The following is a 26,028-nucleotide window of genomic DNA, read 5'->3' on the forward strand; positions in this document are numbered from 1 at the left end:
GGTGGAACAATGTCATGCCGAGCCGGGTCACGGCGCAGGTTGCCCGGATGGAGCGGCTGCGCTCGGCGGACCGCGTGGCGGATGGCAGCGCTGGAAGGTCTCGATGATGACCATGTGCCCGCCGCAGCAAGGGCATGGCGGGTGGGGATCGGGCGGTTCGACGGGCGCCTCATCGACGGCAGGCGGTGCGACCGCGAGCAGCTGGCGGGCGCGTTCGAGACGGGCCTTGCGAGTGCTTCCGGCGAGGAGGCCATAGTGGCGGATGCGGTGGAAGCCACGAGGCAGGCAGTGCAGCAGGAAGCGGCGGATGAACTCGTCGGCGCCGAGCGTCATGATCTGCTGCCGGTCTGGGGCAGAGCGACGATAATCCTTGTAGCGGAACGTTACGCCATCCTCGTCGAAGGAGATGAGCCGACTGTTCGAGATCGCGACCCGGTGGGTGTAGCGCGAGAGATAGGCGAGCACGGCCTCGGGCCCGGCGAACGGCGGCTTGGCATATACCACCCAGCGCTTCTTCCTCACCGGTGACAGATGGCGCAGCAACGCACGGCGGTCGGCCAACTCCGCCAGCTTACCGAAGAAGGCGAGCTTGCCGGCATCGTGAAGCGCCAGCAGCCGGGTCAGGAACAGACGGCGGAACAAAGCGCCCAGCACGCGCACCGGCAGGAGGAAGGCCGGGCGGGACGATATCCATCGGTCCCCGTCCAGCGCGATACCGCCGCCCGGCACGATCATGTGGATGTGCGGATGATGGGTCATGGCCGAGCCCCAGGTGTGGAGCACGGCGGTGATGCCGATGCGCGCACCCAGATGCTTGGGATCGACAGCGATGGTCAGCATGGTCTGCGAGGCGGTCTTGAACAGCAGGTCGTAGAGCAGAGCCTTGTTGTGGAACGCGATGGCGGCGATCTCGGCGGGCAGCGTGAACACGAGGTGGAAATAGCCGACCGGCAGCAGGTCGGCCTCGCGCGCGGCGAGCCAGGTCCGCGCGGCGGCGCCCTGGCACTTGGGGCAGTGGCGGTTGCGGCAGGAGTTGTAGGCGATCCGCCAATGGCCGCAGTCGGTGCAGGCCTCGACGTGCCCGCCCAGCGCGGCGGTGCGACAGTGCTCGATCGCCGACATGACCTTGAGCTGATGCAGGCTCAGGTGCCCGGCATGGGCGGCCCGATAAGCAGGCCCGGCAGCACGGAAGACGTCGGCAACCTCGAGCGAGGTGCGCACCGGCTCTCAGCCGCTCGGCACCTCGTTATCCGGTGCCGCCAAGGCCAGTCGGTCGAGCGGGCTGACAACTGCCCGCATCGTCTTCGTTGCCACCTTGGTGTAGAAGGCCGTGGTGTTGAGCTTGGCATGGCCGAGCAGTGCCTGGATAACGCGGATATCGACGCCGTCCTCGAGCAGATGCGTCGCAAAACTGTGCCGTAGGGTGTGCGGTCCGACCCGCTTGGCGATATCGGCTGCCTCTGCCGCTTGAACGACGACCCGGTAGAGCTGGCGGGTGCTGATCGGCACCGTCGCGTTCTGACCTGGGAAGAGCCACCCATCGGCATGAAGCACACCCTGTTGCCGCCCCGCGCGCCACCACTCCCGCAGCAGCACAAGCAGACCTTCGGGCAGCATGGCGTTGCGATAGCGTCCACCCTTGCCGCGTTCGATCCTGAGCAGCATGCGCTTGCTGTCGATATCGCGCACCTTGAGCGCCGAGACCTCGCCGACCCGCAGCCCCGCACCGTAGGCCACCGACAGCGCGGCCTGGTGCTTGAGGCAGGTCGTGGCGTCGAGGAGCCGCTTCACCTCGGGCTGGGTCAGCACAACCGGGATCTTGCGAGCATGAGCGGTGCGGACCAGCTTGCGGGCAAGCCCGGGCCGGTCGAGGGTGTGGGTGAAGAAGAACCGCAGCGCCGCGACAATGCTGTTCATGGTCGGCGCCGGAACGCCGGCTTCCTGCTGTTCGATCTGGAAGCGGCGGATATCCTCGGCGGTCGCGGTGTGGGGCGAGCGCCCCAGCCAGGTCGCGAACCGCCCGACATCGCGCAGATAGTTGCGCTGCGTCTCCGGGCTGAACCGGCGCATGGTCATATCCTCGATCAGCCGCTGGCGCAGCGGGCTGATGGGCGAAACAGGTACAAGATCGTTCATCTCTCGACTCCTCGGTTGAAGGAGCCGGAATGGTCGGCCTTGTTCGATCTACTCGCTACGTTCTTGCTCTGGCGTCACCCGCGCCGCCAGCACCCCTCCCGCGAAGCGGGTTCGTGCTCCGGCCCAAAAACTGCCGGAAGGTTAGGGCTGCTTCGAACGGGTGAAATGGGTTTAGAGCAGGATCGCTTTACGGATGCCCGCCGCACAATCTGGCAAGTCTTTGCGTTATAGATTACTGCTTGTCTCGTCTTGCCCGCGCTTCCGCCCTGAGCTTCTCGAGCCGCTCCGAACACACCTCGTGCACCACGCGACCAAGCACCTCAACCTGCTCGCCCAGCCATTCGAGCTCTTCTTTAGTGATGCGATAGTGCTTCGAGTAACGCGCTTTGACGTAGGCTTCCCTGAGCTTCTCGAACCTTGCGCGATCTTTACGATTGTCGCGCGGCCAGACGTAGGTCAGGCGTGGATCAACACGCTCGGCCTGCGTGCGCAGGAAGCCAAGGTTGTGCACATGGGGCGTGTAGAAAGTGCAGACCAACAAAGCCGTATGGTACATTCGCTCGGCAGATTGGTGGAGATCGAAGACCGCTTTCTTGAACTTACCACGTGCCTTGGCATCGACATAGCCATCGAAGAAATCTGACGCGCTCGGCATCCAGTCTTCGAAATACTCCTGAGCCATCTTGAGCGCCTGCGTCGGCGTCTTGGGCTTGGGTGTATGCAGTTCGGTGTCGTCGAACTGGTAAAGTGCTACTCCGTCCTGTTTCACATCCATGAAGAAGTAGCGGCCATGGGCTAGCCCATCGTTCACTTCCTGCAATGTATGGACGATGAAGTTGACTGGCGTCTTCAGCGTTCCGGTCACACCGTATTCGCGCATCAGCCGGTCATCAAGCCTGGACCAGTATTTGACCCTGTCCGCTAGCCGCTTGTCGTTGACGATGATGAGGAGATCGTAATCCGACTGATAGCCCTTGGCAGTATGCGGCTCGTCGACCCAGGTGCCGCGCGCATAACTGCCGTAGAGGATGACCTTGAGTATTCGGCCAGCCTTCTTCCATTCGTGCTTGGCGAGCGCGAAGGCATCGTCGAACTCTGCGAAGATCAGTTGCACGACGCGCTCGATCTCGCGCTGCTTTTGCGGTGGTAGATGATCGAGATCGGTCTTCATCGATCAAACCTTAGCAAGCTGCTGCGCTGCGTGCACCTGCTGAGTGCAGCAGCGCGCGGCGACGGCGCCACCCATAGCGCTGAGGAGCCGCGCGCGGAGCGCTCCACGTTAGCAACAATCCGGTAAGGATTGTTGTTAGGATAGTTAAGGGCGGCTGGAGCCCAGCAATCCTGCGGGTTTGCGGGATGTTTCGGTTCCCGATAGTCCGAACTTTCGGTTCCTGATAGTCCGAACGCTGCGGTTCCTGATAGTCCGAAAAGGCAGCAGGTTTATCCACAGGCACCGGCATGGCTATGCGGTAACGGGAGAGTGGAAAAGGCGGCCTGATCGAAGGCGATCTGGAAGCCTTACGGTTCTCGGCTTTCTGCATTGGGTTACGCACCATCGCCTCAGCTTGCCTTGCAGCAGTGGGCAGCCCAGTCTTTCATCAACAGTTTGCGCTTCTCCAGCAGATTGCCGCGCCGGTAGGCCGCCTCGGTCTTGTCCTTCACCACATGTGCCAGCGCTGCTTCTGCCACATCGCTCTGGTGACTGGTCTCCTCGCTCGTCCAGTCGCGGAACGCCGAGCGGAAGCCGTGAACCGTGCAACTCTCCTTCATCTCGCGCAGTAGCTTGGTCAGCGTCATATCGGACATCGCTTTCCTTCCCCGCATGCCGGGAAAGACGAGCTCGCAGTTTCTCACGCGCAGTTTCATGCAGCGCTCGATGATCCGTACTGCCCGATCGCACAGCGGCACGACATGCTCGCGATTGGCTTTCATCCGCTCCTTCGGGATGGTCCATAGTTTCTCATCGAGATCGAACTCATCGAAGACCGCGTGGCGCACTTCGCCCGAGCGGGCAGCGGTCAGGATCGCAAACTCCAGCGCCAGCCTGCTGTAGCTCTCACGCTCGCGCAGCCGCGGGATGAAGTCGGGCACCTTGGCATAGGCCATGGCCGCGTAGTGGCCTTCCTTCTTCGGCTGACGCGGCAGGCCCCTGGTGATCGCGCGCATGGGCGCCTCGCTGTCGCGGTATCCCGAGGCATAGGCCCAGTCGAGCACGGTCCCGATCCGCTGACGCACCCGGCGCGCCGTCTCAGGCTTGGCCAGCCAGATCTCGGCCAGCACATTGCGGATCATCGGCCCCGTGATGTCGTTGACCTGCACGTTGCCAAGATGGGGGAAGGCATAGGCCTCCAGCGTCCTGATCCATTGCTGCTCGTGTTTCTCGTTGCGCCAGGTCGCGCGATGCTGGGCAAGTACCTTGGCGGCAGCTTCCCGGAATGTGGGGATGCCTTCTGCTTTCCGGCGCTCGAACAGCGGGTCCAAACCAAGTTCGACCCAGGTCCTAACCTCGCGTGCGCGCTCGCGCGCGATCGCCAGCGATATCTTCGATGCGCTGCCCAAGCCGAAATCGCGGCGATTGCCGTTTTTCTGCACCCGGACCATCCAGCTCTTCGTGCCGGACGACTTCACCACGAGGTAAAGCCCGTCGCCATCGCCCAATTTGCCGGGTCTGGTGGCGGCCTTTACCGCTGTTGCTGAAAGCTTACCCATGGCTTCAAATTCTCCCACATTTATTCCCACAAATCCAATCGGACAGCGATGGATGAGCATGGACAGAGTGGGACCCGAATCACCTGATAAGCCGCGCAAATGCTTGGCTTTTTCAGGTCATCGGCGGAAAATGAGGGAAAGGGTGGTGGCGGACAGGGTGGGATTCGAACCCACGGTACGCTTGCGCGCACGCTGGTTTTCAAGACCAGTGCATTCAACCGCTCTGCCACCTGTCCGTGCACCGGCTCGCTAATGGCTTGAACTGCGTTTGTCACGGCGGACGAGCGGAGTAAATTTCGTGGCAGCCGGTGCAGGGAAATTCATTGGCTGGCCATGCGCGATGTGACACAAGCGACGCTATGAAATTCAAGCGCCTGCTCCTCGCCCTGTCCGCGTTCACTCTTGCCGCGCCGGTTGTCCCCGCAACGGCGCAGGATATGTCGTTCGACGCTTACCTGCAGATCCTGATCGCCCGCGCCCGGGCGGAAGGGGTCAGCGAAGGGACGCTCCAGCGCATGACGCAGGGTCTGACCCCGAACATGCGCGTGATCGAGCTTGACCAGGCGCAACCGGGATCGCCGCGGCGCAGCGGCTATCCTGCCCTGCAGCCTTATCTCGACACCCACGTGAACCCAACGCGGATTGCCAACGGCCAGCGCACCTTTGCGTCGACCCGCAGCATCGGACAGTCTGTGGAGGCGAAATACGGCGTGCCACACGAAATTTTGACTGCGATCTGGGGTCACGAGACGAACTACGGGTCTTATCGCGGCAATTTCGACCTCGCGCGGTCGCTTGCGACGCTGGCTTGGGAAGGGCGCCGGCGCGACCTGTTCAGCGGAGAATTCGTCGCCCTGATGAAGGTGGCGGACAAGGGTTATTCGCGCAGCGACCTCGTTGGAAGCTGGGCCGGTGCATTCGGCAACCCGCAATTCCTGCCGAGCGTGTATCTGAGACTGGCGACCGATGGCGATGGCGACGGACGAGCCAATATCTTTACCAACCAGGCCGACACGCTCGCCTCGATCGCGCGTTATTTCAAGGATTCCGGCTGGCGTACCGGACAGCCGTGGGGGGTGCGCGCCAGCGTTCCCGCCGGGTTCGATTTCGACCGCGTGGACAACGAGGTCTATGCCCCCGTCTGTGACCGCGTTCACGAGCGTCACAGCCAGTGGAAGCCGGTGTCCGAATGGCGCAATCTCGGTGTCCGGCCACAATCCTATCTCGCCGATGACGTCATGGCTTCGCTCTTCCGGCCCGATGGTCCGGGTGCCCGCGCATGGCTCTTAACCTCAAATTATCGGGTTATCCTCGAATATAACTGCTCCAATTACTACGCCATGAGTGTGGGGCTGTTAGCTGATGAGATTGCTCGATAATGCCGTTCGCAACGGACTGATAATCGGTATGGCCATCGGCCTCGCCGCCTGCGGGCGGGGAGGGGCCGAACCACTGTCTCTCGAGAGCACGCGCGCTGCGACGCCGCAGTCCGCAACCCTTGGTCCGGCCGCCGACTACCCGCAAATCATCGGCGAACCCTATAGCGTGGGGGGCAAGCTTTATACGCCCGCCGATGTGCTGAGCTACGATTCGGTAGGCTATGCCGTAACCGACCAGACCGCCGGTTCGGGCGTGCAGGTCGCGCACAAGACGCTGCCTTATCCAAGCTATGTCGAGGTGACTTCGCTGGAAACCGGCACGACGATCCTCGCCCGGGTAACATCGCGCGGCCCCATGACGTCCGATCACATGGTTGCACTGTCGCGCGAAGCCGCCGCCCAGCTTGGTGCCGGGGAGAACGAGGCCGTTCGTGTTCGCCGGGTCAATCCGCCGGAGCACGAGCGGGCCGAGCTGCGGGCCGGCAGTCGTGTCGCCCAGCGCCTCGAAGTACCCAAGGCGCTTGTCAGCGTCCTGCGCGAGAAACTGCCAGCGAGCGGCTCGGCAAGTCTGCGTTCGCCTGCTGCAGATGCTGCGCGGATGGCCTCTGCGAAAGAACAGCCATCGCCGACCCCGGTCGCAATCGCGCCGAGCGCCGCAGCCAAACCGCCGGCCGGAGCAGATCAGCCCGAAGCTCTCGCTTCCAGTTTCGATCGCGCCTTTTCTCCTGCCGCACGTCAGGATGCGAACCGTTCCTATCCGCTTCCGCCCCTGACCCTAACCGCTGCACCGGCGGTGACGTCGGCACCAACACCCGTTGCGATGCCGCAGCGCCCCGTCGTGGTAGCAAGACAGGACGCAGAGCTTGCCAATTTCGACCTGGCAGCCTCTCGAACGCCGACTGCGACCACTTCGCCACTCCAGGGCGGAGCAGGCGAAACGCAAGCCGCTTCCCAAGGCTTCGTCATTCAGGCCGCCGCATTCTCGAACAAGGGGAATGCGGAGCGTGCTGCCAGCAGCCTCGACGGTTTCGTCCGCAAGGCCGGTCGCTATTACCGTGTTCGCACCGGCCCCTACGCAACCCGTGGACAGGCCGAGGCAGCGCTCGCCAAGGTGCGCGCTGCCGGTTATAGCGATGCGCGAGTATTTACCGCAGGATAGACCGCCGGCCCTTGCCGGTGGCGGGGCACGAATTTGCGAACCAAGTTTGCTGCATTGCTGGCTGGAATGGCGCTACTGGGCGCTTCGCCTTCGCATGCACAGGGGCAGCGCGAGCTGACGCCTCCGACGGCACAGGACATTCCCATCGCCTTGATGCTGGACCTTTCGAGCAACCAAATATTGCTCTCGCGCGAGGCGGATCGACGCTTCGTGCCGGCCTCGATAACAAAGGTGATGACGGCCTTCACAGCGTTCCAGATGATGGAAGCCGGGCGGATCGTACCGAACCAGCGCATGGCCGTATCGGACGAAACGTTCGAGGAGTGGAGCGGGAAGGGGTCCAGCATGTTCGTGCCCCGCGGTGCGATGATCCCGGTGGACCAGCTCCTGCTGGGCATTACCACCGTTTCTGCCAATGACGGCTCGGTCGTCCTGGCGGAGGGAACCCTTGGCTCCGTCGAAGAATGGGTCTCGCGGATGAACGCCGAAGCCCACGCCATCGGTATGCGCGACAGCCGCTTCGGCACGCCCAATGGCTGGCCCGATGCCGGCTTCACCTTCACGACGGCAGAGGATCTTGCTCGTCTGGCGAAAGCCATCCTCACCCGGCATCCCGCGAAATTCCGCCGATATTTCGGCCATCGCGGCATGGAATTCAACGGCATCGCGCAGGACAATCACGATCCGATTAGCGGCATCGTCGATGGCGCCGACGGCTTCAAGACAGGCTTCACCAACCAGGCCGGATACGGATTTCTCGGCACTGCGGAGAGGGGGGGCAGGCGGCTGGTCATGATCGTTGCCGGGGCCGACCGGAGCAGCATCAGGGACCGTGCCGCGCGCGGCTTCCTCGAATGGGGGTTCGACGCCTTCGAAAGTCGCCGCCTGCTGGGGCGGGGCAGCAGAGTCGGCACGGCGCGCATACAGGACGGCGAAGAGAAGGATGTCGGCCTCGCGACACAAGGGCCGGTCCGCATCGCAGTTCCTGCAGGCAGCGACGCCGATGTTTCGCTATCCGTCGTCTATCGCGGCCCTGTGCCGGCCCCTGTCACGGAAGGGGAAGAGATCGCGAAACTGCGGATCGACGTAGAGGGCATGCAGCCTGCCTATGTCCCGCTCGTCGCCATCCGATCGGTAGCGCAGGCTGGCTTCCTGTCGCGCATTTCAAATGCGTTTGCCGGATTGCTCTCGTGAAGCGAGGCAAGTTCATCGCGCTGGAAGGCGGGGAAGGGACTGGCAAATCGACCCAGTCGCGTTTGCTGGTCGATGCCTTGTCGGCGCTGGGCATAAGTGCAGAGGCCACGCGCGAGCCGGGCGGAACCGAAGGGGCGGAAGCCATTCGCTCGCTCTTACTGAGCCCTCCGGGGGATGGATGGGGCCCGCGTGCGGAAGCCCTGCTGTTCGCGGCAGCAAGAGCGGATCATGTCGAAAAACGTATTCGGCCCGCTCTTGCCGAAGGCCGGTGGATCGTTTGCGACCGCTTCGTCGATTCGAGCCGCGCCTATCAGGGCGGAGCGGGCGAACTGGGCGACGGGGCAATAACAGAACTTCATGCCTTTGGCTCGGAAGGCCTCCGCCCAGACCTGACATTGGTAATCGACGTCCCTGCCGAGCTGCTGGAGCAAAGGCTCGCAATCAGGGATGCAGGCGGGAGCGACGCAATCGGTGGCCGGGCAAGTGACTATCACGCCGCCGTGCGCGAACGCTTCGTGACGAATGCCGAATCCGATTCTTCCAGCATCGTGATAGACGGCGAGGGAACGCCGGGCGAGGTGCATGACAGGATCATGGCGGCTGTCCGTCCAGTGATGGTGAACGAATGACGGATGTTCGCTCCACCCCTGCCTGGACAGAATGGCGCGCCGCGCGCGAAGGAACGCGCATGCATCACGGCTGGATTCTTGCCGGGCGGGCAGGGCTGGGCAAGCGAGCGTTTGCGATGGAAGCGGCACGCGATCTTGTCGGGGCGACGGGCGAGGGCGACCATCCCGATATCCTCGTGCTCGATCACCCGCCCAAGGACGACAAGGAAGCGCGCAAGAAAGCCGACGGGAAACCCTATGAACGGGCGCGCAATATCAAGGTGGACCAGATTCGCGCCATGCAGCGCAAGCTAACCACGCGCGCAACTCTGGGTGACAACCGCGTCGTCATCATCGATCCGGCGGACGATATGGAGGCAAGCGCTTCCAACGCCTTGTTGAAAAGCCTGGAAGAACCGCCTGCAGGGACGACCATGATCCTGGTCGCGCACCGGCCTGCGCGCCTGCTTCCGACCATTCGTTCGCGCTGCCGGATGCTCCGCTTCGGACCGCTGGACGATGACGCGATCCGCACTGCAGTCGCGAATGCAGCGCCCGAAACATCGGTCGACCTGCGCGATGCCGCTGTGCGCGCGGCTGGTGGTTCGCCGGGCATGGCGATGGCCTATATCGAGCATGACATGGGCAAAGTCGACAGGCTGCTCAGGGAAATCGTCACGCAGGGTGATGCGGATTTCACGCTGCGCGGCGCCCTGTCCGCTGCCATCGGAACGCGGCCTGACAAGGACCGGCAACGTGTCCTGTTCGATCTCGCCCGGGCCATACTGACCGACCGGATGGCGCAGACCGACCGGGAAGCCCTGCCCGGACTGGCCGACGCCCATGCCGACCTGGTGGAGCTTGCCGCGCAGGCACCGATCTACAATTTCGATGCGATTTTCCTGGTTATGGAGATAGGCAGCTTGCTCGCATCCGTCGCTGGCAATAGGAGCGGCGCCAATGTCTGATCCCTATTACATTACCACCGCAATCCACTATCCCAACGGCAAACCGCATATCGGCCATGCCTACGAGACGATTGCCGCCGACGTTCTGGCGCGGTTCCACCGCCTGCGAGGGCGGGAGGTCCGTTTCCAGACCGGAACGGACGAGCACGGGCTGAAAATGGCGCAAAAGGCGCGCGAGCTTGGCATGACGCCGCGTGCACTGGCCGACGAAATGAGCGGCGCTTTCCGCGACCTGTTCGACCGGCTGGGCATCACCTATGACCGGTTCATCCGGACGACGGATGAAGACCACCACCGGGCAAGCCAAGCGATCTGGCAGGCGATGGCAGCCAAGGGCGACATCTATCTCGACCGCTACGAAGGCTGGTACTCCATCCGCGACGAGGCCTATTACGACGAAAGCGAGCTGACCGAGGGCGAGGGGGGCGAAAAGCTGTCGCCGCAGGGCACGCCTGTCGAGTGGACGGAGGAGGAGACATGGTTTTTCCGCCTGTCCCGATATCAGGACCAGCTGCTCGACCTGCTGAAATCTCCAGGCTTTCTCGAGCCGGAAAGCCGCCTAAACGAGATGGTTTCGTTCGTCGAGGGGGGGCTGCGCGATCTGTCGATCAGCCGGACCAGTTTCGACTGGGGAGTCAAGGTTCCGGATAGCGACAACCATGTCATGTATGTCTGGGTCGATGCCCTGACAAACTATCTGACCGGGCTGGGTTATCCCGATGAAACAGATAATTACAGCAAGTTCTGGCCAGCGAACCTGCACCTTATCGGCAAGGATATCGTGCGTTTCCACGCGGTCTACTGGCCGGCATTCCTTATGAGCGCCGACCTTCCCGTGCCGCAAAAAGTGTTCGGGCACGGGTTCCTGCTCAACCGGGGCCAGAAGGAGAGCAAGTCGCTCGGCAATGTGACCGATCCGGGCGAACTGGCAGATAATTTCGGCGTCGACAATCTACGCTATTTCCTGCTGCGGGAAATCGCATTCGGCCAAGACGGGAGCTATTCGCCGGAGGCCATCGTGACGCGCTGCAACGCAGAACTTGCAAACAGCTTCGGCAATCTGGCGCAGCGCACATTGTCCATGATTAACAAGAACATGGATGGCAAGATTGAAGCTTTCCAGAGCGCGCCGGAAGACGATGCGCTGCTGTCGACCGTCCGGGAAGCGACCCGCCACGGCCTACCCGGCCAATTCGAGAAACTGGCGTTCTCAGCCGGTATCGAGGAGTGGATCAAGGCCGTCTATGCCTGCAACCAGTATGTCGACGAACAGGCGCCATGGGGCCTCAAGAAAACCGACCCCGAGCGAATGAAAGCCGTTCTCCAGACGCTTTTCCTCGCGATCCGCGACCTGGCGATCGCAATCCAGCCCGTCGTGCCTGAAAAAGCCGCCGCGGTTCTCGACCAGCTAGGCATTCCAGAAAACCAGCGGGCCTATGCCGACCTTGAGGACGCCGGCTGGTTCGATGCGCTGGTCGAAACCGGTTTTACCGTCGAAAAGCCGACACCGGTATTCCCTCGTCTGGACATGCCGGAAGGAGCCCCTGCCTGATGCTGATCGACAGCCACTGCCACCTCGAATACGAAGGGCTCGTCGAAGATCAGGACGGCGTTCTCGAACGCGCGAGGGCCGCCGGGGTGGGGGGATTCCTCAACATTTCGACCAGGCAGAGCGAGTGGGACCGCGTGGTCGGCACTGCGCAGCGCGAACGCGATGTTTGGGCCAGCGTGGGCATCCACCCGCACGAGGCCGATGCGCATGAGGATTTGGGCCGCGATGTCCTGCTCAAGGCCACCGAGGCCGAGAAGGTTGTAGGGATCGGGGAAACCGGCCTAGACTATTATTACGACAAGTCGGACAGAGCGGTTCAGCAGGACCTTTTCCGCATGCATATCGGTGTTGCGCGGGACACCGGTTTACCTCTCATTATCCATACCCGCGACGCGGAAGACGATACCGCCCGGATCTTGGCGGAAGAGAAGGAGAAGGGCGATTTTCCCGCCTTGATCCATTGTTTCACAGCCTCCGCCGAGTTCGGCGAGAAAGTGCTGGCAATGGGCCTTTCGATCTCGATCTCGGGGATCGTGACTTTCAAGAATGCCAAGGACTTGCAGGCGGTTGCTGCCGAGGTACCTCGGGACCGATTGCTGGTCGAAACAGACAGCCCGTTTCTGGCTCCCGTTCCGCACCGCGGCAAACCGTGCGAGCCGGCCTTCGTGCGCAACACCGCGCAGTTCATCGCCGACCTGCGCGGTGAGGCGCTGGAGGACCTTGCCAGTTATACCACCCGCAATTTTCATGCGCTCTTCAGCCGCACAACGAATGGCGGGGCTGCCGCATGAAGCTGATCATGCTGGGATCCGGCACGTCGTCCGGAATTCCGCGGGTCGGCAATGATTGGGGCGCGTGCGACCCTTCCGAGCCCAGGAACCGCCGCAGTCGAGTCTCGATCATCGTCGAGGGACCGGCCGGCGAACGACTGCTGGTCGATACGTCGCCCGACCTTCGACAGCAATTGCTGGACAACGCGATTGGCAAGATCGACGCCGTGTTCTGGACGCACGATCACGCCGATCATTGCCACGGAATCGATGACTTGCGCGGGTTTCGTTATGCCCGTTCGAACCCTTTGCCCGGCTTCGCTACCGAGGAAACCGGCCGGCGTCTGAAAGCCCGCTTCGATTACATCTTCGAGGGTCAGTTCGGTTATCCGATGGTGGTCGATTTTCAACCCCTCGACCGCCTGCGGATGTTTGCGGGCTTCGGCATCGAATGGTGCAAGATGCCGCATGGCCCGGCAAAAAGCACAGCCTTCAAGTTCGAACAAGACGGAAAATCAATCGGTTACGCGACTGACTTCAGCGAGATTACGAGCGAAATGGTGCGGGTATTGAAGGGTGTCGATATCCTGGTCAGCGACTGCCTGAGGCGTTCTCCGCATCCGACACACGCGCATCTCGACATGGCGCTGGAACTCGGGGCCCGGTGCAAGGCTAAGCGGATCGTGCTGACCCATCTGGACAAGAGTATGGATTACCGGACGTTGTGCGGCGAAGTGCCGAAGCACGTCACGGTCGGGTATGATGGTCTGGAGATGATGGCATGAACCAGTACGATACGGTCCAACTCATCGCCTTGATCGGCTGGCTCGTCTTGGCGGCCGGTGCGCTTGCATCGTACAAGATGGATTGGAAACAGGGCCTTCGGCTCGGTTTCCTCTGGGCCGTCATATTTGCGACCGTGTTCCTGTTCATCTCTGTCGTCCAGTAAGGCTCCGCACCCCCTCCGGCTTCCCGAAGTATTTTACATAATATATATTATCATTCTAATGGTAGTCAGGCTGAGGGGAGCTCTGCGAACTCCCCTGTCGCCCGTTGTTGTTATTCCCACCAATATGGCTGGCGCCTGGCGTCACCGGTCCCGACCTCGTTCATGGTCCGCGCATCGTAGAGACGACCGCCGAGCATAACCTGCGATATCCTGTCCGAATTCCGGATATCCGCGCTCGGATCGGCATCCAGCACGACAATGTCGGCAAGCTTCCCGACCTCGATCGATCCGATGTCGCGATCCATTCCGAGTGACTTTGCAGGTTCGATCGTTCCCGCACGCAAGGCTTCGATCGGCGTCATCCCGCCGCGGACAAAGCTCCATAGTTCCCAATGCGCAGCAATGCCGGCTTGCTGCCCGTGGGCGCCGATGCTGACCTTCACGCCGCGATCTGCCAGCTTTTTCGCCTCGCGCGCTGCATTGTCGTCGACGAATGCCCATTCAGGAGCCTTCGTGCGGCGTGCCGTGGCAGCCAGCAATTGCCTCGGCGGCGTATGCACCAGGAGCGGATTGTCGAACACGTCCGTCGCCTGACGCCAGTACGGGTCGCCCGCCAGGCCGCCATAGGTGACGACCAGTGTCGGCGTATAGTTGGACTGCGACTGCCCGAAGAACTGGAGCACGTCGTCATACATCACGTCGACCGGCACATTGTGTTCCACGGTCGAATTGCCGTCGGCCACCACAGTCATGTCCATCCCGAACAGGGAACCGCCCTCTGCCACGACCAGCATGTTCTCCGCGGCAGCAGCGCGGGCCACCTGCTGGCGCTGTTCGCGGCGGGGCTGGTTGTAGTTCTTGACCGATATGCCGCCCTGCGATTTCAGGCGGCGGACATGGGCCAGCGCATCGTCATAGCTGTCGACCCGGGCATAGACGCTGGCCGCTTTCGCCCCGTACACGATCTCTCCCGTCGAGAAGATACGCGGCGCTAGAAGCTGCCCTGCCCTTTGCCGTTCGGCCGCGGCAAAAATCATGCTCGCGCTGGAGCTCGGATCGTGGATCGTGGTCGTCCCCAAGGCCAGCTGCTGCACCTGCGCCCAGTTCTGCTGAGGGATCAGGTCTCCGCTACCCTGCGGCCCGTGGGCATGGGCATCGACCAGGCCAGGCATGATCGTCTTGCCCGCCATGTCGATGACATTCGCTCCGCCAGGAACGGTGATCTGCGCTGCAGGGCCAACCGCGACGATCCGGTCCCCGTCTATGACGACGGTACCGTTGTCGATCGCGCCCGCGCCCTCGCCCGCCATGGTCAGGATGCGGGCGCCGGTAAGGGCCGTGACGCCCGATGGCTTGTCCGCGCCGACGGTCATGGAAAGGTCATATCCCGACGTGGGCGGCGTAAACCCGCTGACATCGCCATCCTGCGGCTCGCTGGCGAACAGGGCCGAACTGGCTGCGCGATAGAGAGTAGGCCCCATCGACCAGTAGAGCGTATCTCCACCCTGCGACCAACCGATGTAATCCGCCCCGCCCTCACTGACTTTCGTCACCGGCAGGGCGCCGCCCGTCTCCCCGACATTCACCGCCTGACCGCCCGGCATCAGCGGCATGGTGAACGCCTCGTAATTCTGGCGGAAAGCGAAATGCCGGCCATCCGGCGAAACGATGAAGTCGTTCACCAGCTCGCCCTGGGCATGAACGCGGCGTGCCTCGCCCGAGAGATCGGAACTGATCAGTTGGAGATTGCCGTCCTGACGCCCCAGCATGAAGACGCGGTCGTTGGCTCTCCCGAACTGCGGCGATCCGGTATCGCGCGCAATCAGTCGCGGCGTTCCTCCGCCGACCGGGACACTGTAGACACCGGGATTTTCCGAATAGTCGGGCGAATTGAGATAGCCCCCTTCCCGCTTTTCGAACACGATCGTCGATCCGTCGGGCGAGAATTTCGGCTGTGCGTAATGTCCGGGCTGCGCGGTGACAATGCGTCCGCCGCGACCATTGGCATCGGCAACGACAATTTCCCCCAGCCCCTGATCGGTCCAGCGGACATAGACCATTCGCCGTCCGTCGCGGCTGAAAGAAGGCCACAATTCAAGGGCATCCGCCTGGTTCGTAACACGCCGTGGAGTGCCGCCGCCTGCATTCCTGACGTAAAGCTTGCCAAGAGTTTCGAAGACGATGGTCCGCCCATCCGGCGACAGGGTCGCGAAGCGCGGGATCGAGGTCGTAAATCTGTCCGGCGCGACGGGGATGACCGGATGCGGAGCATCGGCGATCCCGCGCGTATCGTCGATCCGAAATGGAATTTCGGTGGCGGCTGAGCCATCGGCGTTAACCCGCCGGATCTTACCCCCGCCCAGAACACGATCGCACGGCTGTCGGGCGTCCAGTCCATGTTGGGATAGACCCCGGTAACGGCCCAGGTCTCCTGCACGTCGAGGTCCAGTTCGCCGTAGATCATCGCCTCGCGGCCGCTGGCAATATCCTTCACCCACAGCTGCGACTGGTCCTTGTCTCGCCGGACGAATGCAATCTTCTCGCCATCGGGCGACGGAGTGGGCCGCACCGCCCCGCCATAACCGGAGACGGCAACCGTACGCTCGCCGGTTGCCAGATCGTAGCGCTCGATCTCGAAAATGCCCTGCGTCGAATCCTGCGCATATTCGAAGATCGGGCCGGACGTGTTGTTGCGCGTGAAGTAGACCGCTTCGCCGTCGGGGGAATAGATCGGCTCGCCCAGTTCCTTCTGGTGCTGCTCGTTGGGCCGCTCGACAAGCTTGACCCCGGCCCCGCCCGAAACATGATATAGCCAGATCTCTCCCGTGCCGAGGGAGCGGCCGGTCGTGAAATGCTTCTTCGCAACGATGAACCGTCCGTCCGGCGACCAGCTTGGCTGGTTGAGCAAGCGAAAATCTTCTTTCGTCAGTTGCTGCTTGTTCGATCCGTCGGCGTTCATGATCCAGATATTGTCACCGCCGCCGCGGTCCGAAGTGAAGGCAATCCGCCGCCCGTCGGGCGAGAAACGCGGATGGACTTCCCACGCCAGACCTTCGGAAATCCGAACCGGTGCCCCGCCCCCGATCGGCATCGTGTAGATGTCACCCAGCAAGGAGAACGCCACCGTCCGCCCATCGGGGGAAACGTCCACATCGATCCACGTGCCCTCGTCCGTGCGGATGGGAACCTGCCGGATGGTCGCACCGGGCGGCGCATTGACGTCCCATTCGCCTTCGGCCGGCGGTGTCGCAGCAGCACTGGCGGCATTGACGGGCGTTCCGCTGCCCTCTGCCGGCATGGCGTCGATTTCGGGTTGGGGCGCGATCACCTCGTCTTCCGGAACCTCCGTTTCCTCGACCGGGGTCGGCAATCGCTGGTCCTGCGCAGACAGTGGGCTGAGCGCGAGGACACTTGTCGACAGCATGGCTGCGGCGGCGATGGATTTCATTCGTGGACTCTCCCTGTTCGAATGCCTGTCTGCGCTGATGTGGAAGATGTGGCAAGCGGCGAACCAGCGAACGCCTTTCGCTGGCCGACGAGCGTCGCACCCTGTACCGGGACAGGCATGGCAGAAGATCAAGAACCTTCCCTCGCCGCGCCAAGCGGACAGACCGAAATCGCGCGCCTGCTTGGCATCATGGCCCGATTGCGAGACCCCGATCGGGGATGCGAATGGGATCTCGCGCAGGATTTCAGCAGCATCGCGCCCTACACCATCGAGGAAGCCTACGAAGTTGCAGACGCGATCGAGCGAGGCGCCATGGACGAGCTGCGCGAGGAACTCGGTGACCTGCTGCTGCAGGTTGTTTTTCACGCGCGGATGGCGGAGGAGCGAGGTCTGTTCGCCTTCGATGACGTTGCCCGGGCAATCTCCGACAAGATGGAGGCGCGCCATCCTCATATCTTTCGCGATGCGGGCGGTACGATGACCGAGGGGCGCTGGGAAGAATTGAAAGCCGCCGAGCGTCAGCAGAAGGGGGCCAGCAGTGCCATGGACGGCGTCGCCCGCGCCCTGCCCGCTCTGCTGAGAGCGGAGAAGCTGCAGAAACGTGCGGCCCGCGACGGCTTCGACTGGGGCGATACCGAAGGTCCCACGGCGAAAGTGCACGAAGAGATCGGGGAACTTGCGGAAGCTCCCCAGGAGAACCGTCTCGAAGAGGCCGGCGACCTGCTGTTTGCCGCGGTCAACCTGGTTCGCGCTTACGGCGTCCCCGCCGAAGAGGCCCTGCGTGCGGCGAACGACAAGTTCGAGAGGCGTTATCGCGGAATGGAAGAGGCCGCCTCAGGGACCTTCGCAACGCTCGATCTCGACGCCCAGGAGGCGCTTTGGCAGCAGGTAAAGGCTGCCGAAACATTCTGACCGGCTAGAGCGTTTCGAACTGACCGAATTCCTTGGGGTTCAGCCGGACCCTTATCTGCCGCATCGGCTGGCCCTCATGTGGCTCGCCGTCGGCATCGTCCAGCACCTCTCCGTGGGCGTGAAGCCAGGCGATCCTTTGACCATCGCTGGCAGGAATCTGGTATTCGCGCGTGACTGCCTGCGTCGTCAATTGCGCGCCGATGCGCTGAACCAGTTCATCGACCCCTCTCCCCGTGAAGGCGGACAAGGCCGCGACATCGGGATCGTCCGCCGCGATTGCTTCCAGCGCGTCCGCGCGCTCACCGTCCAGAAGGTCGAACTTGTTCCAGACTTCGAGGATAGGAATGGCACTTGCGCCATCATCGGCATCGATGACCCCGAGATCGGTCAGCACGTCGAGCACCTGCTTTTTTTGCGCTGCCGTGGAAGGGTTGGCGATGTCGCGGACATGCAGGATAAGGTCTGCGGCAGTCACTTCTTCCAGCGTCGCGCGGAAGGCGGCAACCAGCTGCGTCGGCAAGTCGGAGATGAAGCCCACCGTGTCCGACAGGATCGCCTTCTCTACGCCGGGCAGTGAAATCGCGCGCATGGTGGGATCGAGCGTGGCGAACAATAGGTCTTCCGCCATCACACCTTCGCCCGTCAACCTGTTGAAAAGCGTAGATTTCCCTGCGTTGGTGTAACCCACAAGGGCAATGACGGGCCACGGCGCGCGCCCCCGCCTGTCGCGGTGGAGCGTGCGTGTCTTGCGGACCTGCTCCAGTTCACGGCGCAAGCGTCCCATTCGCTGCCGGATCATCCGCCTGTCGGCCTCGATCTGCGTTTCGCCGGGTCCGCCGAGGAATCCGAAACCGCCTCGCTGTCTTTCGAGATGGGTCCAGCTGCGGACAAGCCGGCTCTGCTGGTAATCCAGATGGGCCAGTTCGACCTGCAATCGCCCTTCGGCTGTGGCCGCACGTTCGCCAAAAATCTCCAGGATCAGTCCGGTCCGGTCGATGACCTTCCGGCCGACCTTCTCTTCCAGGTTACGTTGCTGGATGGGACTGAGTGCCCCGTCCACGACAACCAGCTCCACCTCGTTCAATTCGCAATCGGTCGCAATACGCTCGACCTGGCCCGAACCGAACAGCGTATTCGGTTTGACGTCGCGCACCGGGAGTACGTAGCTTTCGGCAATTACCAAGCCGATTGCCAGTGCAAGTCCGCACGCTTCCGCCAGTCTGGCGTCCGCATCCAGATCGTATCTGACGGAGCGGATATCGGGGCAGACGACCAGCGTCCGCCCGCCCCGCACAACCTCTTCGCGTTCGTCGTCGAGAAAGCTCAGCTGTCGTCGCCTTCGAAATCGTCGGACAGGTCGACAGCCTCAGCCGGCTGAACCGTCGATACGGCGTGCTTGTAGGCGAGCTGCACGAAACCATCGCGCTCCAGAAGCACGCAGAAAAGGTCATACGCCGCGATGCGGCCCTGCAGCATGACGCCGTTGACGAGGAACATGGTCACCTGCACCTCCGCCTCGCTCACCTTGGCGAGGAAGACATCCTGCAGAAGGCGCTGCTTCCGGTTGCCGGCCTGGCTTGCAAACTGGCCCGCATCCATGGGGGAACCGGGCATGATGGTGCTGATGGCGTGCTTGTAGACCAGTTGCGACTGGCCATCACGCCGAAGGAGCATCGAAAAATTATCGAACCACGTGACAATGCCCTGAAGTTTCACGCCTTTTACGAGAAAGACGGTGACCGGGGTCTTGGTCCGGCGCAGCTGGTTCAGGAAAGCGTCCTGCAGATTACCCGACTTCGTTTCGGCGGGGGGTGGATCTTTTTTCACGCGCGGGCGTGCACTCAACGTTCGTCCGTCCGACATTCTTGTCGTTCCTTTTCTTGGCGGCCACACGGGCGGTCCGCAATCAGGTCGCACGGGAGGTGCAACCGGTTCGCATGGCGGGACAAGCGCCATGGCTTATTGAACGAAACCGATGCAACGCTGCATCGGTTCCGGTTCCTATCTAGTCATCATTCTTGCGTTCGGTCATCCCCAAAATCTTCAATTTCCGGTGAAGTGCCGAACGCTCCATCCCGATAAAGCTGGCGGTCTTCGAGATGTTGCCGGAAAAGCGGCGGATCTGGATCCCGAGATATTCCCGTTCGAAGTTCTCCCGCGCCTCGCGCAACGGCACGCCCATCAGCGTCGACATCCCTGTTCCACCGCCGATCTTGCCGCTAGTGACTTCGGCCGGCAGCATGTCGGGTTGCACCTCTTCGATCCGGTCGCGCGGGGACAGGATGACCGTCCGCTCGACGACATTGCGAAGCTGGCGGACATTGCCCGGCCATTCGTAGGCCTGGAGCGCTGCCATGGCCTCCTGCGTGATTTCGGGGGGCCGTATGCCCTGCTCGGAGGCGTAGCGGGTGAAGAAATGCTCCGCGAGCGCAGGCACATCATCGCGTCTTTCTGCCAGCGATGGGATCGTCACCGGCACGACGTTCAGGCGATAGAAGAGGTCTTCGCGGAACCGCTTGTCTTCGATTTCCTGCTGGAGGTCGCGGGACGTCGACGATACGACACGCACATCCACCCCGATCTGGCGTGACCCGCCGACGCGGACGAAGCTCTGCTCGGTCAGCACCCGCAGGATGCGTGCCTGGGTTGCCAGCGGCATGTCGGCAACCTCGTCGAGAAAGAGCGTACCCCCGTCGGCCTTTTCCAGCAGGCCTGCCCGAACCAGCTTTCCATCCGCCTCCTCGCCGAAGAGCTCGTGCTCGAACCGTTCGGACGTGATGCGGGCCGAATTGACCGTCACGAAAGCGTGGTTGGCCCTGGGGCTCCATGCATGAAGCAACCGGGCGGCCACTTCCTTGCCAGCACCCGCAGGTCCGGTCACCAGAACCCTGCTGCCGGTGTTGGCGACACGCTTCAGCGTAGCGCGGACCTGGTTGATCGCGGTCGAGTTGCCGGTGAACTCGTCGCTCGCCGATTGCCCTTCACGCAGCTGGATATTCTCGCGGCGAAGACGCTCCGTCTCCGTCGCCCGGCCTACCAGCATGAGGAGGCGCTCCGCCTCGAATGGCTTTTCCAGGAAGTCCATCGCGCCACGCGAAACCGCCGAGACCGCCGTATCGATATTCCCGTGGCCCGAGAAGATAATCACGGGCAGTTCGGGTTCGCGCTGCTTGATCGCGTCGAGCACCTCCAGGCCGTCCATCTTGCTGCCATGCAGCCAGACATCCAACAGCACGAGGCTGGGCCGTCTCTCGTCGATCATCTCCAGCGCGCTATCGCTGTCGCCTGCGGTGCGGCAGTCGAAGCCCTCGTCGCTGAGGACCCCGGAAACCAGGTCGCGAATATCTTTTTCGTCGTCGACTACGAGAATTTCGAGAGCCATCAGGCATCCATCCTTGCGTGCAGTATCATCTGTGTTTGACCAAGTGTCGTGTGCGTGTTCGGGCAGCTCATTCCGCGGCCTCCTGCCCGGCCATCTGCGGCTGGCGGGCGAACCGCATGGAAACGCGCGTTCCGGTGTCTCCGTGATCGGCGCGGGCGAAACTCATCGCGCCGCCATGTTCCTCGACGATCTTGTTCACGATGGCGAGACCGAGACCGGTGCCCTTCTCGCGCGTCGTCACATAGGGTTGGAGCAAGCTTTCGCTTTCCATGGGCAGGCCGATACCATTGTCTTCGACGGCAATATCGAGCCAGTTGGTATCTGCGGTAACGGTTACCGCGACGCGGCCGCGAAAGTCAGGTTCCGCAGCCCCTTCCCGCGCATCGATGGCTTCGGCTGCGTTTTTCAGTACATTGATCATCGCCTGTCCGAACTGGTGGCGATCGCAGGCAATCTCGATCGGCCCGGCGTCCCTGGCATCGAACCGGAAATCGATTTCGGGATGCGCCACTTCCTGCAGGAATAGCGATTGGCGGACGAGATCCAGCGCGTCTTCCTGCCGAAATACCGGCTTTGGCAAGCGCGCGAAGCTGGAAAATTCGTCGACCATGGTCCGCAATTGGCCGACCTGCCGCACGATCGTGCTCGTCAGTTCATCGAACAACTCGCCATCCTGCTCGATCTGGCGGCGATAGCGGCGCTTCAATCGTTCTGTCGCAAGCTGGATGGGAGTCAGTGGATTCTTGATCTCATGCGCGATCCGCCGGGCGACATCCGACCAGGCAGCCTGCCGCTGATCCAGAAGCTGCCGGGTGATGTCCTCGAAGGTAATGACGAAACCGCCAGCGGCCGCAGAGTTCTTCACCGCGAGGGTCAGGATTTCGCCGCCCTTGTCGAAGCTGACGACGCCCTGCCCTATTCCAGACTGCACCAGCGCGCTCATCTGCGGCGCAAGCGCGTCGAGCGACAATCCTTCGGTACCATCCACCCCGGCAGGCAGCAGGAGCGACTGCGCCGATCCATTCATCAGCAGGATCTGACCTTCGGAATCGACCGAAATGATGCCGGCGGTAATCGATTCCAGCAAAGCTTCCATGAAGCTGCGACGATCGTCGAGCTGCAAATTGGCGAGCTTCAGGTCGTCTGTCTGCGATTCGATCTGTGCTGTCATGCGGTTGAATGCGCGGTTCAGCAGACCGATCTCGTCGGCCCCCGTGCGACCTTCCACGCGCAGGGAGAAATTGCCTGCCCCAACTTTCCGCGCTGCAGCAACGAGATCGGTCAGTGGCTCCACCTGTCGATCCGCGAACCTGAGCGCGAACCACACGGCAAGCCCCACCAGGAAAAGGCTGACGAAGAAGAGGGCGAGGTTGAAGCGAAGCTGCAGCGCCCTCGCTCTGCTGGTCAGCACATCATATTGCGACACGACGGAGCTTGCCCGCTCCCACTGGCTGAAGGAGAGCGCTTCGGAATTGCGGGCATTGTAGAGGTAAATTCCGCGCGCAGCATCGATCGGCGCCACCGCCTCGATGCGCGTCGCATCGGCGAACACCGCGACAGGTTCCTGGTCGGAGAATACCCCAAGAGCCAGTTCGCCGCGCTCGGCAGGCTGGGAATCCTCTCGCAGATTGAATGCAGCCGCCGTCGTCAGCGTCCCGTCGGGGAATGCCTGCAAGACGGCGGATTCGTTGATTTCCCGGCCTTGCATCTGGTAGCTGAAGTCTTCGAGAAACTCCGTGTTCGTGAGATCGAGCTCGCCCGTATTGGCAAAATAGAAACGCAGGTCGCCGGCCATCGTGACCGTCTCGTTCGCAACTTCCAGCTGGTTCTGCTCGTAATATCCGCGCGCAAGTTCGTTCGCGTTTTCCATCAGGCCGCGCGAATTGCCGGAAAACCAGAAATCGACACCCGACTGGAACAGCACCGCGGCGAAGCCTGCTACCAGCAAGGTCGGCACCGCAGCGATCAACGAGAAAAGGAACACCAGCCTGACATGAAGCCGCGCCGTGCTGCCGGCAGCGCGGCGGATGGCAAGACGCCGTCCGCACAGGACCAGCAGGGCCATGGCCGGTATCATGGTACCGATCAGGAGGATCGCGACCTGACCCGTGGGCAATAGCTGGCCGTCCGGCGGGGCATTCCTGAAAGCCGCCCATGTCGTCGCTATCATCCCGAGCACGGCTGCCAGTGTCACCAGTTCCAGCAGCAGGAAGATATTCGCCCGGCGCGACGCCACGACGAAGCGGCGCATCCAGCGCGGGCTCCTCCGTGTGGTCTGTTGCGCTGCGTCTACCATCGTTGCGTGATTACAACAGTGGTGTGACTTCTCGGCAAGGGGAAAATTGCAGGCCGCCGCTCCGTCAGGCGCGCGTGGTAAACAGTTCGGCGTCTATCGAAAGGTCGCTCAGCCTCTTGCGCAGCGTATTGCGATTGATCCCGAGCATGGCGGCAGCACGCAGCTGGTTGCCGCCGGTCCGGCGCAGCACTTCTTCGAAAAGGGGTTTTTCGAAGGCTGCCTGCGCCTTGCGGTGGAGGGCTCCCGACGGTGGATTGGTTCGCTCCAGCCATTCCGCAATCGCCGCCGACAAGCCCTGCTCCTCGTTCCTCGCAGCGGGACGCGCAGCGCTTTCCCGGGAGGTGATTTCCTCGACCAGCTCATCGGTAATGACATCCTCGCGTGCCATGATGGCGAGCCGGAAGACCAGGTTCCTGAGCTCGCGCACATTCCCGCGCCATTCGAGACGAGACAGGCGGTCGATTGCCTTTTCGGACAGGCCTCGCCTCGGCAGCCCTTCCTCCACAGCCTGTGCCAGGAAGTGGTTTGCCAGCATCCCGATATCCTCGCGCCGCTCCCTGAGAGGGGGAAGCTCGATCGGAACGACGGCGAGGCGGTAATAGAGGTCTTCGCGGAACGTCCCGGCGGCGATCATCGGTCCCAGATCGCGATTGGTGGCCGTCACGATGCGAACGTCGACGGCCACGTCCTGACGCCCTCCGACCCGGCGGATCCTGCCCGATTGCAGCGCCCGCAGGAGCCGGGTCTGAGCTTCCACCGGCATGTCGCCGATCTCGTCGAGAAATAGCGTGCCACCATTGGCCTGCTCGAACTTGCCGATCGCCTGCGCCGTCGCGCCGGTGAACGCGCCTTTCTCGTGTCCGAACAGCTCGCTTTCGATCAGGTCGTGGGGGATGGCCGCAGCATTCACGGCGACGAAGGGTCCGGTCTTGCGATGACCCAGCTGGTGGATCGCCTCGGCCACCAGTTCCTTGCCTGTGCCGGATTCACCGGTAACCAGAACCGTCAGGTCGTTGCGCAGGACACGGGCGATCATGCGGAAGACCGCCTGCATCGCCTGGCTGCGCCCGACGAGGGGCATTCCGTCGCCCGCCGCGTCGTCGGCCACCGCGCTCGCCCCTTGACCGGCGGCTTGCCGGACAGCACGCAGAAGCTCGTCCAGATCGAAGGGCTTCGGGAAATACTCGAACGCTTCGTTCTCGCTGGCCCGCACAGCCGTGTCGAGCGTGTTCTGGGCCGACAGGACGATAAAGGGCATGGACGGCGCGAGGGACCGCACGGTGTCGAGCGCGGCAATCCCGTCACCGTCTTCGAGCATCACATCGGTCAGCATTGCCGCGTAGGACCGTTTCGCCAGCAATGCGTCGCGGTCAGCGATCCCGGTGCAATGTGTCACCGAATAGCCGTCCGATTCCAGCGCGGAGACAATGACGGTCGCGATAGCCGGATCGTCCTCGACCACGAGAATGTCTTTGGGGGCGCTCATTTCGCATCCTTCGCTTCGGCAAGATGGATCCGGAACCTGGTCAGACCCGCACTGCGATCCCGCTCGTTCGCGATACGGCCATCCATGTCCCGCACAAGTTTACGCACCAGTGCGAGGCCAAGGCCCTGACCACCCTTTTTCGAAGTCACGAACGGTTCGAATACCCGTTCCGCAATGGCGGGATCGATGCCCGGTCCGTTGTCGCTGACGGTAATCTCGATCGGCAGGGAAACGGAGCGTCCGCGGCCACGGCGCAGCACGTTCATGACCAGCCCCGTCACATAGCGCGTCCTGATGGTCACGCAGGGATGGTCTTCCCCGGCACAGGCGTCGCGTGCGTTCCCCAGCAGGTTGATCAGCACCTGCTGCAGCGCATCGCGGCTGGCGATGACCGCGGGCAAGGAGGGGTCGAACTCCTCGGTAAATGTCACCTCGGGTGCGCCTTCTACCGAGCGCACGACGCCCAGCGCGTTGCGTATGACCTCGTGCAGGTTGATGGGCTCAAGCGGGTCGACCTGCTTGCTCCCCAGCTTCTGCATACGGTCGATCATCCGGGCGATCCGGTCGACTTCCGCCGTCACCAGCCGCGCAAGGCCCTGGTCCCCTTCCGGCAGCTTGCGCTGAAGAAGCTGGCTGGCCCCGCGAATGGCTGCGAGGGGGTTCTTGATTTCATGCGCGAGGACCGCTGGTGCAGCGATATCGGACGGCTGCGGATCGTCCGCCATGTCGGCCTGGCCTGCATCGGACAGTGTGATCACGCGCCACCCCGGCTCCGCCGACACCGGCGAGATCGTCAGGTTCACCAGCCTTCCCGGCATGTCGCCGATCGTGATACCGCGGGCCGTCAGCACGGTATCGGGTTCATCCAGCAGCCGTCCAACGCGCTCGTCCGCGATATTCGCGGTTTCGCGGAACGGCTTGCCGAGCAGGCGGCTCGCGCCCTTTCCCAGCAGGTTCTCCGTCGACTGGTTCGCCTCGCGTATGATTCCGCCGGGGTCGATCAGCACGAATGCGAAGATCAGGCTGGAAACCTGTGTCCGGTGGTCCGGCGCAGCCACCGGTACGCTCATTAGGGGCGCC

The 26,028-nt window shown here is 62.6% G+C and carries 20 protein-coding genes, 1 tRNA gene and 1 pseudogene; 10 read left to right on the forward strand and 12 right to left on the reverse strand.

The window, feature by feature from the left end:
- Positions 1-27: 27 nt before the first annotated feature.
- The 5 genes from ACGHJ7_RS06970 to ACGHJ7_RS06990 all read right to left on the reverse strand — a co-directional run bounded on the left by ACGHJ7_RS06970 (position 28) and on the right by ACGHJ7_RS06990 (position 5,081).
- Positions 28-1,221 (reverse strand): IS91 family transposase, encoded by a 1,194-nt coding sequence (locus tag ACGHJ7_RS06970; protein WP_390475790.1) that lies wholly within the window; start codon positions 1,219-1,221, stop codon positions 28-30.
- A gap of 6 nt (positions 1,222-1,227) precedes the next feature.
- On the reverse strand, positions 1,228-2,136 hold the full coding sequence (locus tag ACGHJ7_RS06975) for a tyrosine-type recombinase/integrase (protein WP_196845874.1): 909 nt from the start codon (positions 2,134-2,136) through the stop codon (positions 1,228-1,230).
- 232 nt (positions 2,137-2,368) lie between these two features.
- Positions 2,369-3,307: a HEPN domain-containing protein gene (locus ACGHJ7_RS06980; protein WP_196846162.1), complete on the reverse strand. Its 939-nt coding sequence runs from the start codon at positions 3,305-3,307 to the stop codon at positions 2,369-2,371.
- Between the two features lie 389 nt (positions 3,308-3,696).
- Positions 3,697-4,845, reverse strand: a complete 1,149-nt coding sequence (locus ACGHJ7_RS06985; RefSeq protein ID WP_390475794.1) for a tyrosine-type recombinase/integrase — start codon at positions 4,843-4,845, stop codon at positions 3,697-3,699.
- A gap of 146 nt (positions 4,846-4,991) precedes the next feature.
- Positions 4,992-5,081: transfer RNA gene (locus ACGHJ7_RS06990), tRNA-Ser, on the reverse strand.
- Between the two features lie 123 nt (positions 5,082-5,204).
- Here ACGHJ7_RS06990 and ACGHJ7_RS06995 point away from each other — a divergent pair.
- The 9 genes from ACGHJ7_RS06995 to ACGHJ7_RS07035 are packed head-to-tail and all read left to right on the forward strand — an operon-like array spanning position 5,205 to position 13,424.
- A complete protein-coding gene (locus ACGHJ7_RS06995; RefSeq protein WP_390475796.1) occupies positions 5,205-6,224 on the forward strand; it encodes a lytic transglycosylase domain-containing protein in 1,020 nt (339 codons plus the stop codon).
- On the forward strand, positions 6,208-7,383 hold the full coding sequence (locus ACGHJ7_RS07000) for an SPOR domain-containing protein (RefSeq protein ID WP_390475798.1): 1,176 nt from the start codon (positions 6,208-6,210) through the stop codon (positions 7,381-7,383). Before ACGHJ7_RS06995 ends, ACGHJ7_RS07000 begins: the two co-directional genes overlap by 17 nt.
- A 33-nt stretch (positions 7,384-7,416) precedes the next feature.
- Positions 7,417-8,577: a D-alanyl-D-alanine carboxypeptidase family protein gene (locus tag ACGHJ7_RS07005; RefSeq protein ID WP_390475800.1), complete on the forward strand. Its 1,161-nt coding sequence runs from the start codon at positions 7,417-7,419 to the stop codon at positions 8,575-8,577.
- Positions 8,574-9,206, forward strand: coding sequence for a dTMP kinase (gene tmk / locus ACGHJ7_RS07010; RefSeq protein WP_390475802.1), 633 nt, complete (start codon positions 8,574-8,576; stop codon positions 9,204-9,206). Before ACGHJ7_RS07005 ends, tmk begins: the two co-directional genes overlap by 4 nt.
- Positions 9,203-10,153, forward strand: coding sequence for a DNA polymerase III subunit delta' (locus ACGHJ7_RS07015; protein WP_390475804.1), 951 nt, complete (start codon positions 9,203-9,205; stop codon positions 10,151-10,153). Before tmk ends, ACGHJ7_RS07015 begins: the two co-directional genes overlap by 4 nt.
- Complete coding sequence (metG, locus tag ACGHJ7_RS07020; protein WP_390475806.1) at positions 10,146-11,705, forward strand: methionine--tRNA ligase; 1,560 nt, start codon at positions 10,146-10,148, stop codon at positions 11,703-11,705. Before ACGHJ7_RS07015 ends, metG begins: the two co-directional genes overlap by 8 nt.
- Positions 11,705-12,496, forward strand: a complete 792-nt coding sequence (locus tag ACGHJ7_RS07025; protein WP_390475808.1) for a TatD family hydrolase — start codon at positions 11,705-11,707, stop codon at positions 12,494-12,496. Before metG ends, ACGHJ7_RS07025 begins: the two co-directional genes overlap by 1 nt.
- Positions 12,493-13,260, forward strand: coding sequence for an MBL fold metallo-hydrolase (locus tag ACGHJ7_RS07030; RefSeq protein WP_390475809.1), 768 nt, complete (start codon positions 12,493-12,495; stop codon positions 13,258-13,260). Before ACGHJ7_RS07025 ends, ACGHJ7_RS07030 begins: the two co-directional genes overlap by 4 nt.
- Positions 13,257-13,424, forward strand: coding sequence for a hypothetical protein (locus ACGHJ7_RS07035; protein ID WP_390475812.1), 168 nt, complete (start codon positions 13,257-13,259; stop codon positions 13,422-13,424). The genes ACGHJ7_RS07030 and ACGHJ7_RS07035 overlap by 4 nt, the downstream gene beginning before the upstream one ends.
- Before the next feature lie 110 nt (positions 13,425-13,534).
- Here ACGHJ7_RS07035 and ACGHJ7_RS07040 read toward each other — a convergent pair.
- A pseudogene (locus ACGHJ7_RS07040) lies at positions 13,535-16,872 on the reverse strand (amidohydrolase family protein).
- Positions 16,873-16,989: 117 nt separating this feature from the next.
- Here ACGHJ7_RS07040 and mazG point away from each other — a divergent pair.
- Positions 16,990-17,784, forward strand: coding sequence for a nucleoside triphosphate pyrophosphohydrolase (gene mazG / locus ACGHJ7_RS07045; protein ID WP_390475814.1), 795 nt, complete (start codon positions 16,990-16,992; stop codon positions 17,782-17,784).
- Positions 17,785-17,788: 4 nt separating this feature from the next.
- Here the strand turns inward: mazG and hflX are convergent, their stop codons facing one another.
- The 6 genes from hflX to ACGHJ7_RS07075 form a co-directional block, all read right to left on the reverse strand.
- Complete coding sequence (gene hflX, locus ACGHJ7_RS07050; RefSeq protein ID WP_390475816.1) at positions 17,789-19,078, reverse strand: GTPase HflX; 1,290 nt, start codon at positions 19,076-19,078, stop codon at positions 17,789-17,791.
- A 29-nt stretch (positions 19,079-19,107) separates the two neighbouring features.
- Positions 19,108-19,647: an RNA chaperone Hfq gene (hfq, locus tag ACGHJ7_RS07055; protein WP_390475819.1), complete on the reverse strand. Its 540-nt coding sequence runs from the start codon at positions 19,645-19,647 to the stop codon at positions 19,108-19,110.
- A gap of 142 nt (positions 19,648-19,789) precedes the next feature.
- Positions 19,790-21,166, reverse strand: a complete 1,377-nt coding sequence (locus tag ACGHJ7_RS07060) for a sigma-54-dependent transcriptional regulator (RefSeq protein WP_390475821.1) — start codon at positions 21,164-21,166, stop codon at positions 19,790-19,792.
- Positions 21,167-21,233: 67 nt separating this feature from the next.
- Positions 21,234-23,417 (reverse strand): ATP-binding protein, encoded by a 2,184-nt coding sequence (locus tag ACGHJ7_RS07065; RefSeq protein ID WP_390475823.1) that lies wholly within the window; start codon positions 23,415-23,417, stop codon positions 21,234-21,236.
- 109 nt (positions 23,418-23,526) lie between these two features.
- Positions 23,527-24,948 carry a sigma-54-dependent transcriptional regulator gene (locus ACGHJ7_RS07070; protein ID WP_390475825.1) on the reverse strand — a complete coding sequence of 474 codons (1,422 nt, stop codon included), beginning with the start codon at positions 24,946-24,948 and terminating at the stop codon, positions 23,527-23,529.
- The gene (locus ACGHJ7_RS07075) at positions 24,945-26,018 is read right to left on the reverse strand and encodes a nitrogen regulation protein NR(II) (protein ID WP_390475827.1); all 1,074 of its coding nucleotides are present in this window, start codon (positions 26,016-26,018) and stop codon (positions 24,945-24,947) included. The genes ACGHJ7_RS07070 and ACGHJ7_RS07075 overlap by 4 nt, the downstream gene beginning before the upstream one ends.
- Positions 26,019-26,028: the final 10 nt, after the last annotated feature.

Source organism: Altererythrobacter sp. MTPC7 (assembly GCF_042851395.1).
Taxonomy (GTDB): Bacteria; Pseudomonadota; Alphaproteobacteria; order Sphingomonadales; family Sphingomonadaceae; genus CAJXSN01.

Bases quoted from the DNA above. Each gene is read 5' to 3' on its own strand.
- ACGHJ7_RS06975 (WP_196845874.1), bottom strand. From the start codon at position 2,136: ATGAACGATCTTGTACCTGTTTCGCCCATCAGCCCGCTGCGCCAGCGG.
- ACGHJ7_RS06980 (WP_196846162.1), bottom strand. From the start codon at position 3,307: ATGAAGACCGATCTCGATCATCTACCACCGCAAAAGCAGCGCGAGATC.
- ACGHJ7_RS06985 (WP_390475794.1), bottom strand. From the start codon at position 4,845: ATGGGTAAGCTTTCAGCAACAGCGGTAAAGGCCGCCACCAGACCCGGC.
- ACGHJ7_RS06995 (WP_390475796.1), top strand. From the start codon at position 5,205: ATGAAATTCAAGCGCCTGCTCCTCGCCCTGTCCGCGTTCACTCTTGCC.
- ACGHJ7_RS07000 (WP_390475798.1), top strand. From the start codon at position 6,208: ATGAGATTGCTCGATAATGCCGTTCGCAACGGACTGATAATCGGTATG.
- ACGHJ7_RS07015 (WP_390475804.1), top strand. From the start codon at position 9,203: ATGACGGATGTTCGCTCCACCCCTGCCTGGACAGAATGGCGCGCCGCG.
- metG (WP_390475806.1), top strand. From the start codon at position 10,146: ATGTCTGATCCCTATTACATTACCACCGCAATCCACTATCCCAACGGC.
- ACGHJ7_RS07025 (WP_390475808.1), top strand. From the start codon at position 11,705: ATGCTGATCGACAGCCACTGCCACCTCGAATACGAAGGGCTCGTCGAA.
- ACGHJ7_RS07030 (WP_390475809.1), top strand. From the start codon at position 12,493: ATGAAGCTGATCATGCTGGGATCCGGCACGTCGTCCGGAATTCCGCGG.
- ACGHJ7_RS07035 (WP_390475812.1), top strand. From the start codon at position 13,257: ATGAACCAGTACGATACGGTCCAACTCATCGCCTTGATCGGCTGGCTC.
- mazG (WP_390475814.1), top strand. From the start codon at position 16,990: ATGGCAGAAGATCAAGAACCTTCCCTCGCCGCGCCAAGCGGACAGACC.
- hfq (WP_390475819.1), bottom strand. From the start codon at position 19,647: ATGTCGGACGGACGAACGTTGAGTGCACGCCCGCGCGTGAAAAAAGAT.
- ACGHJ7_RS07060 (WP_390475821.1), bottom strand. From the start codon at position 21,166: ATGGCTCTCGAAATTCTCGTAGTCGACGACGAAAAAGATATTCGCGAC.
- ACGHJ7_RS07065 (WP_390475823.1), bottom strand. From the start codon at position 23,417: ATGCGCCGCTTCGTCGTGGCGTCGCGCCGGGCGAATATCTTCCTGCTG.
- ACGHJ7_RS07070 (WP_390475825.1), bottom strand. From the start codon at position 24,948: ATGAGCGCCCCCAAAGACATTCTCGTGGTCGAGGACGATCCGGCTATC.
- ACGHJ7_RS07075 (WP_390475827.1), bottom strand. From the start codon at position 26,018: ATGAGCGTACCGGTGGCTGCGCCGGACCACCGGACACAGGTTTCCAGC.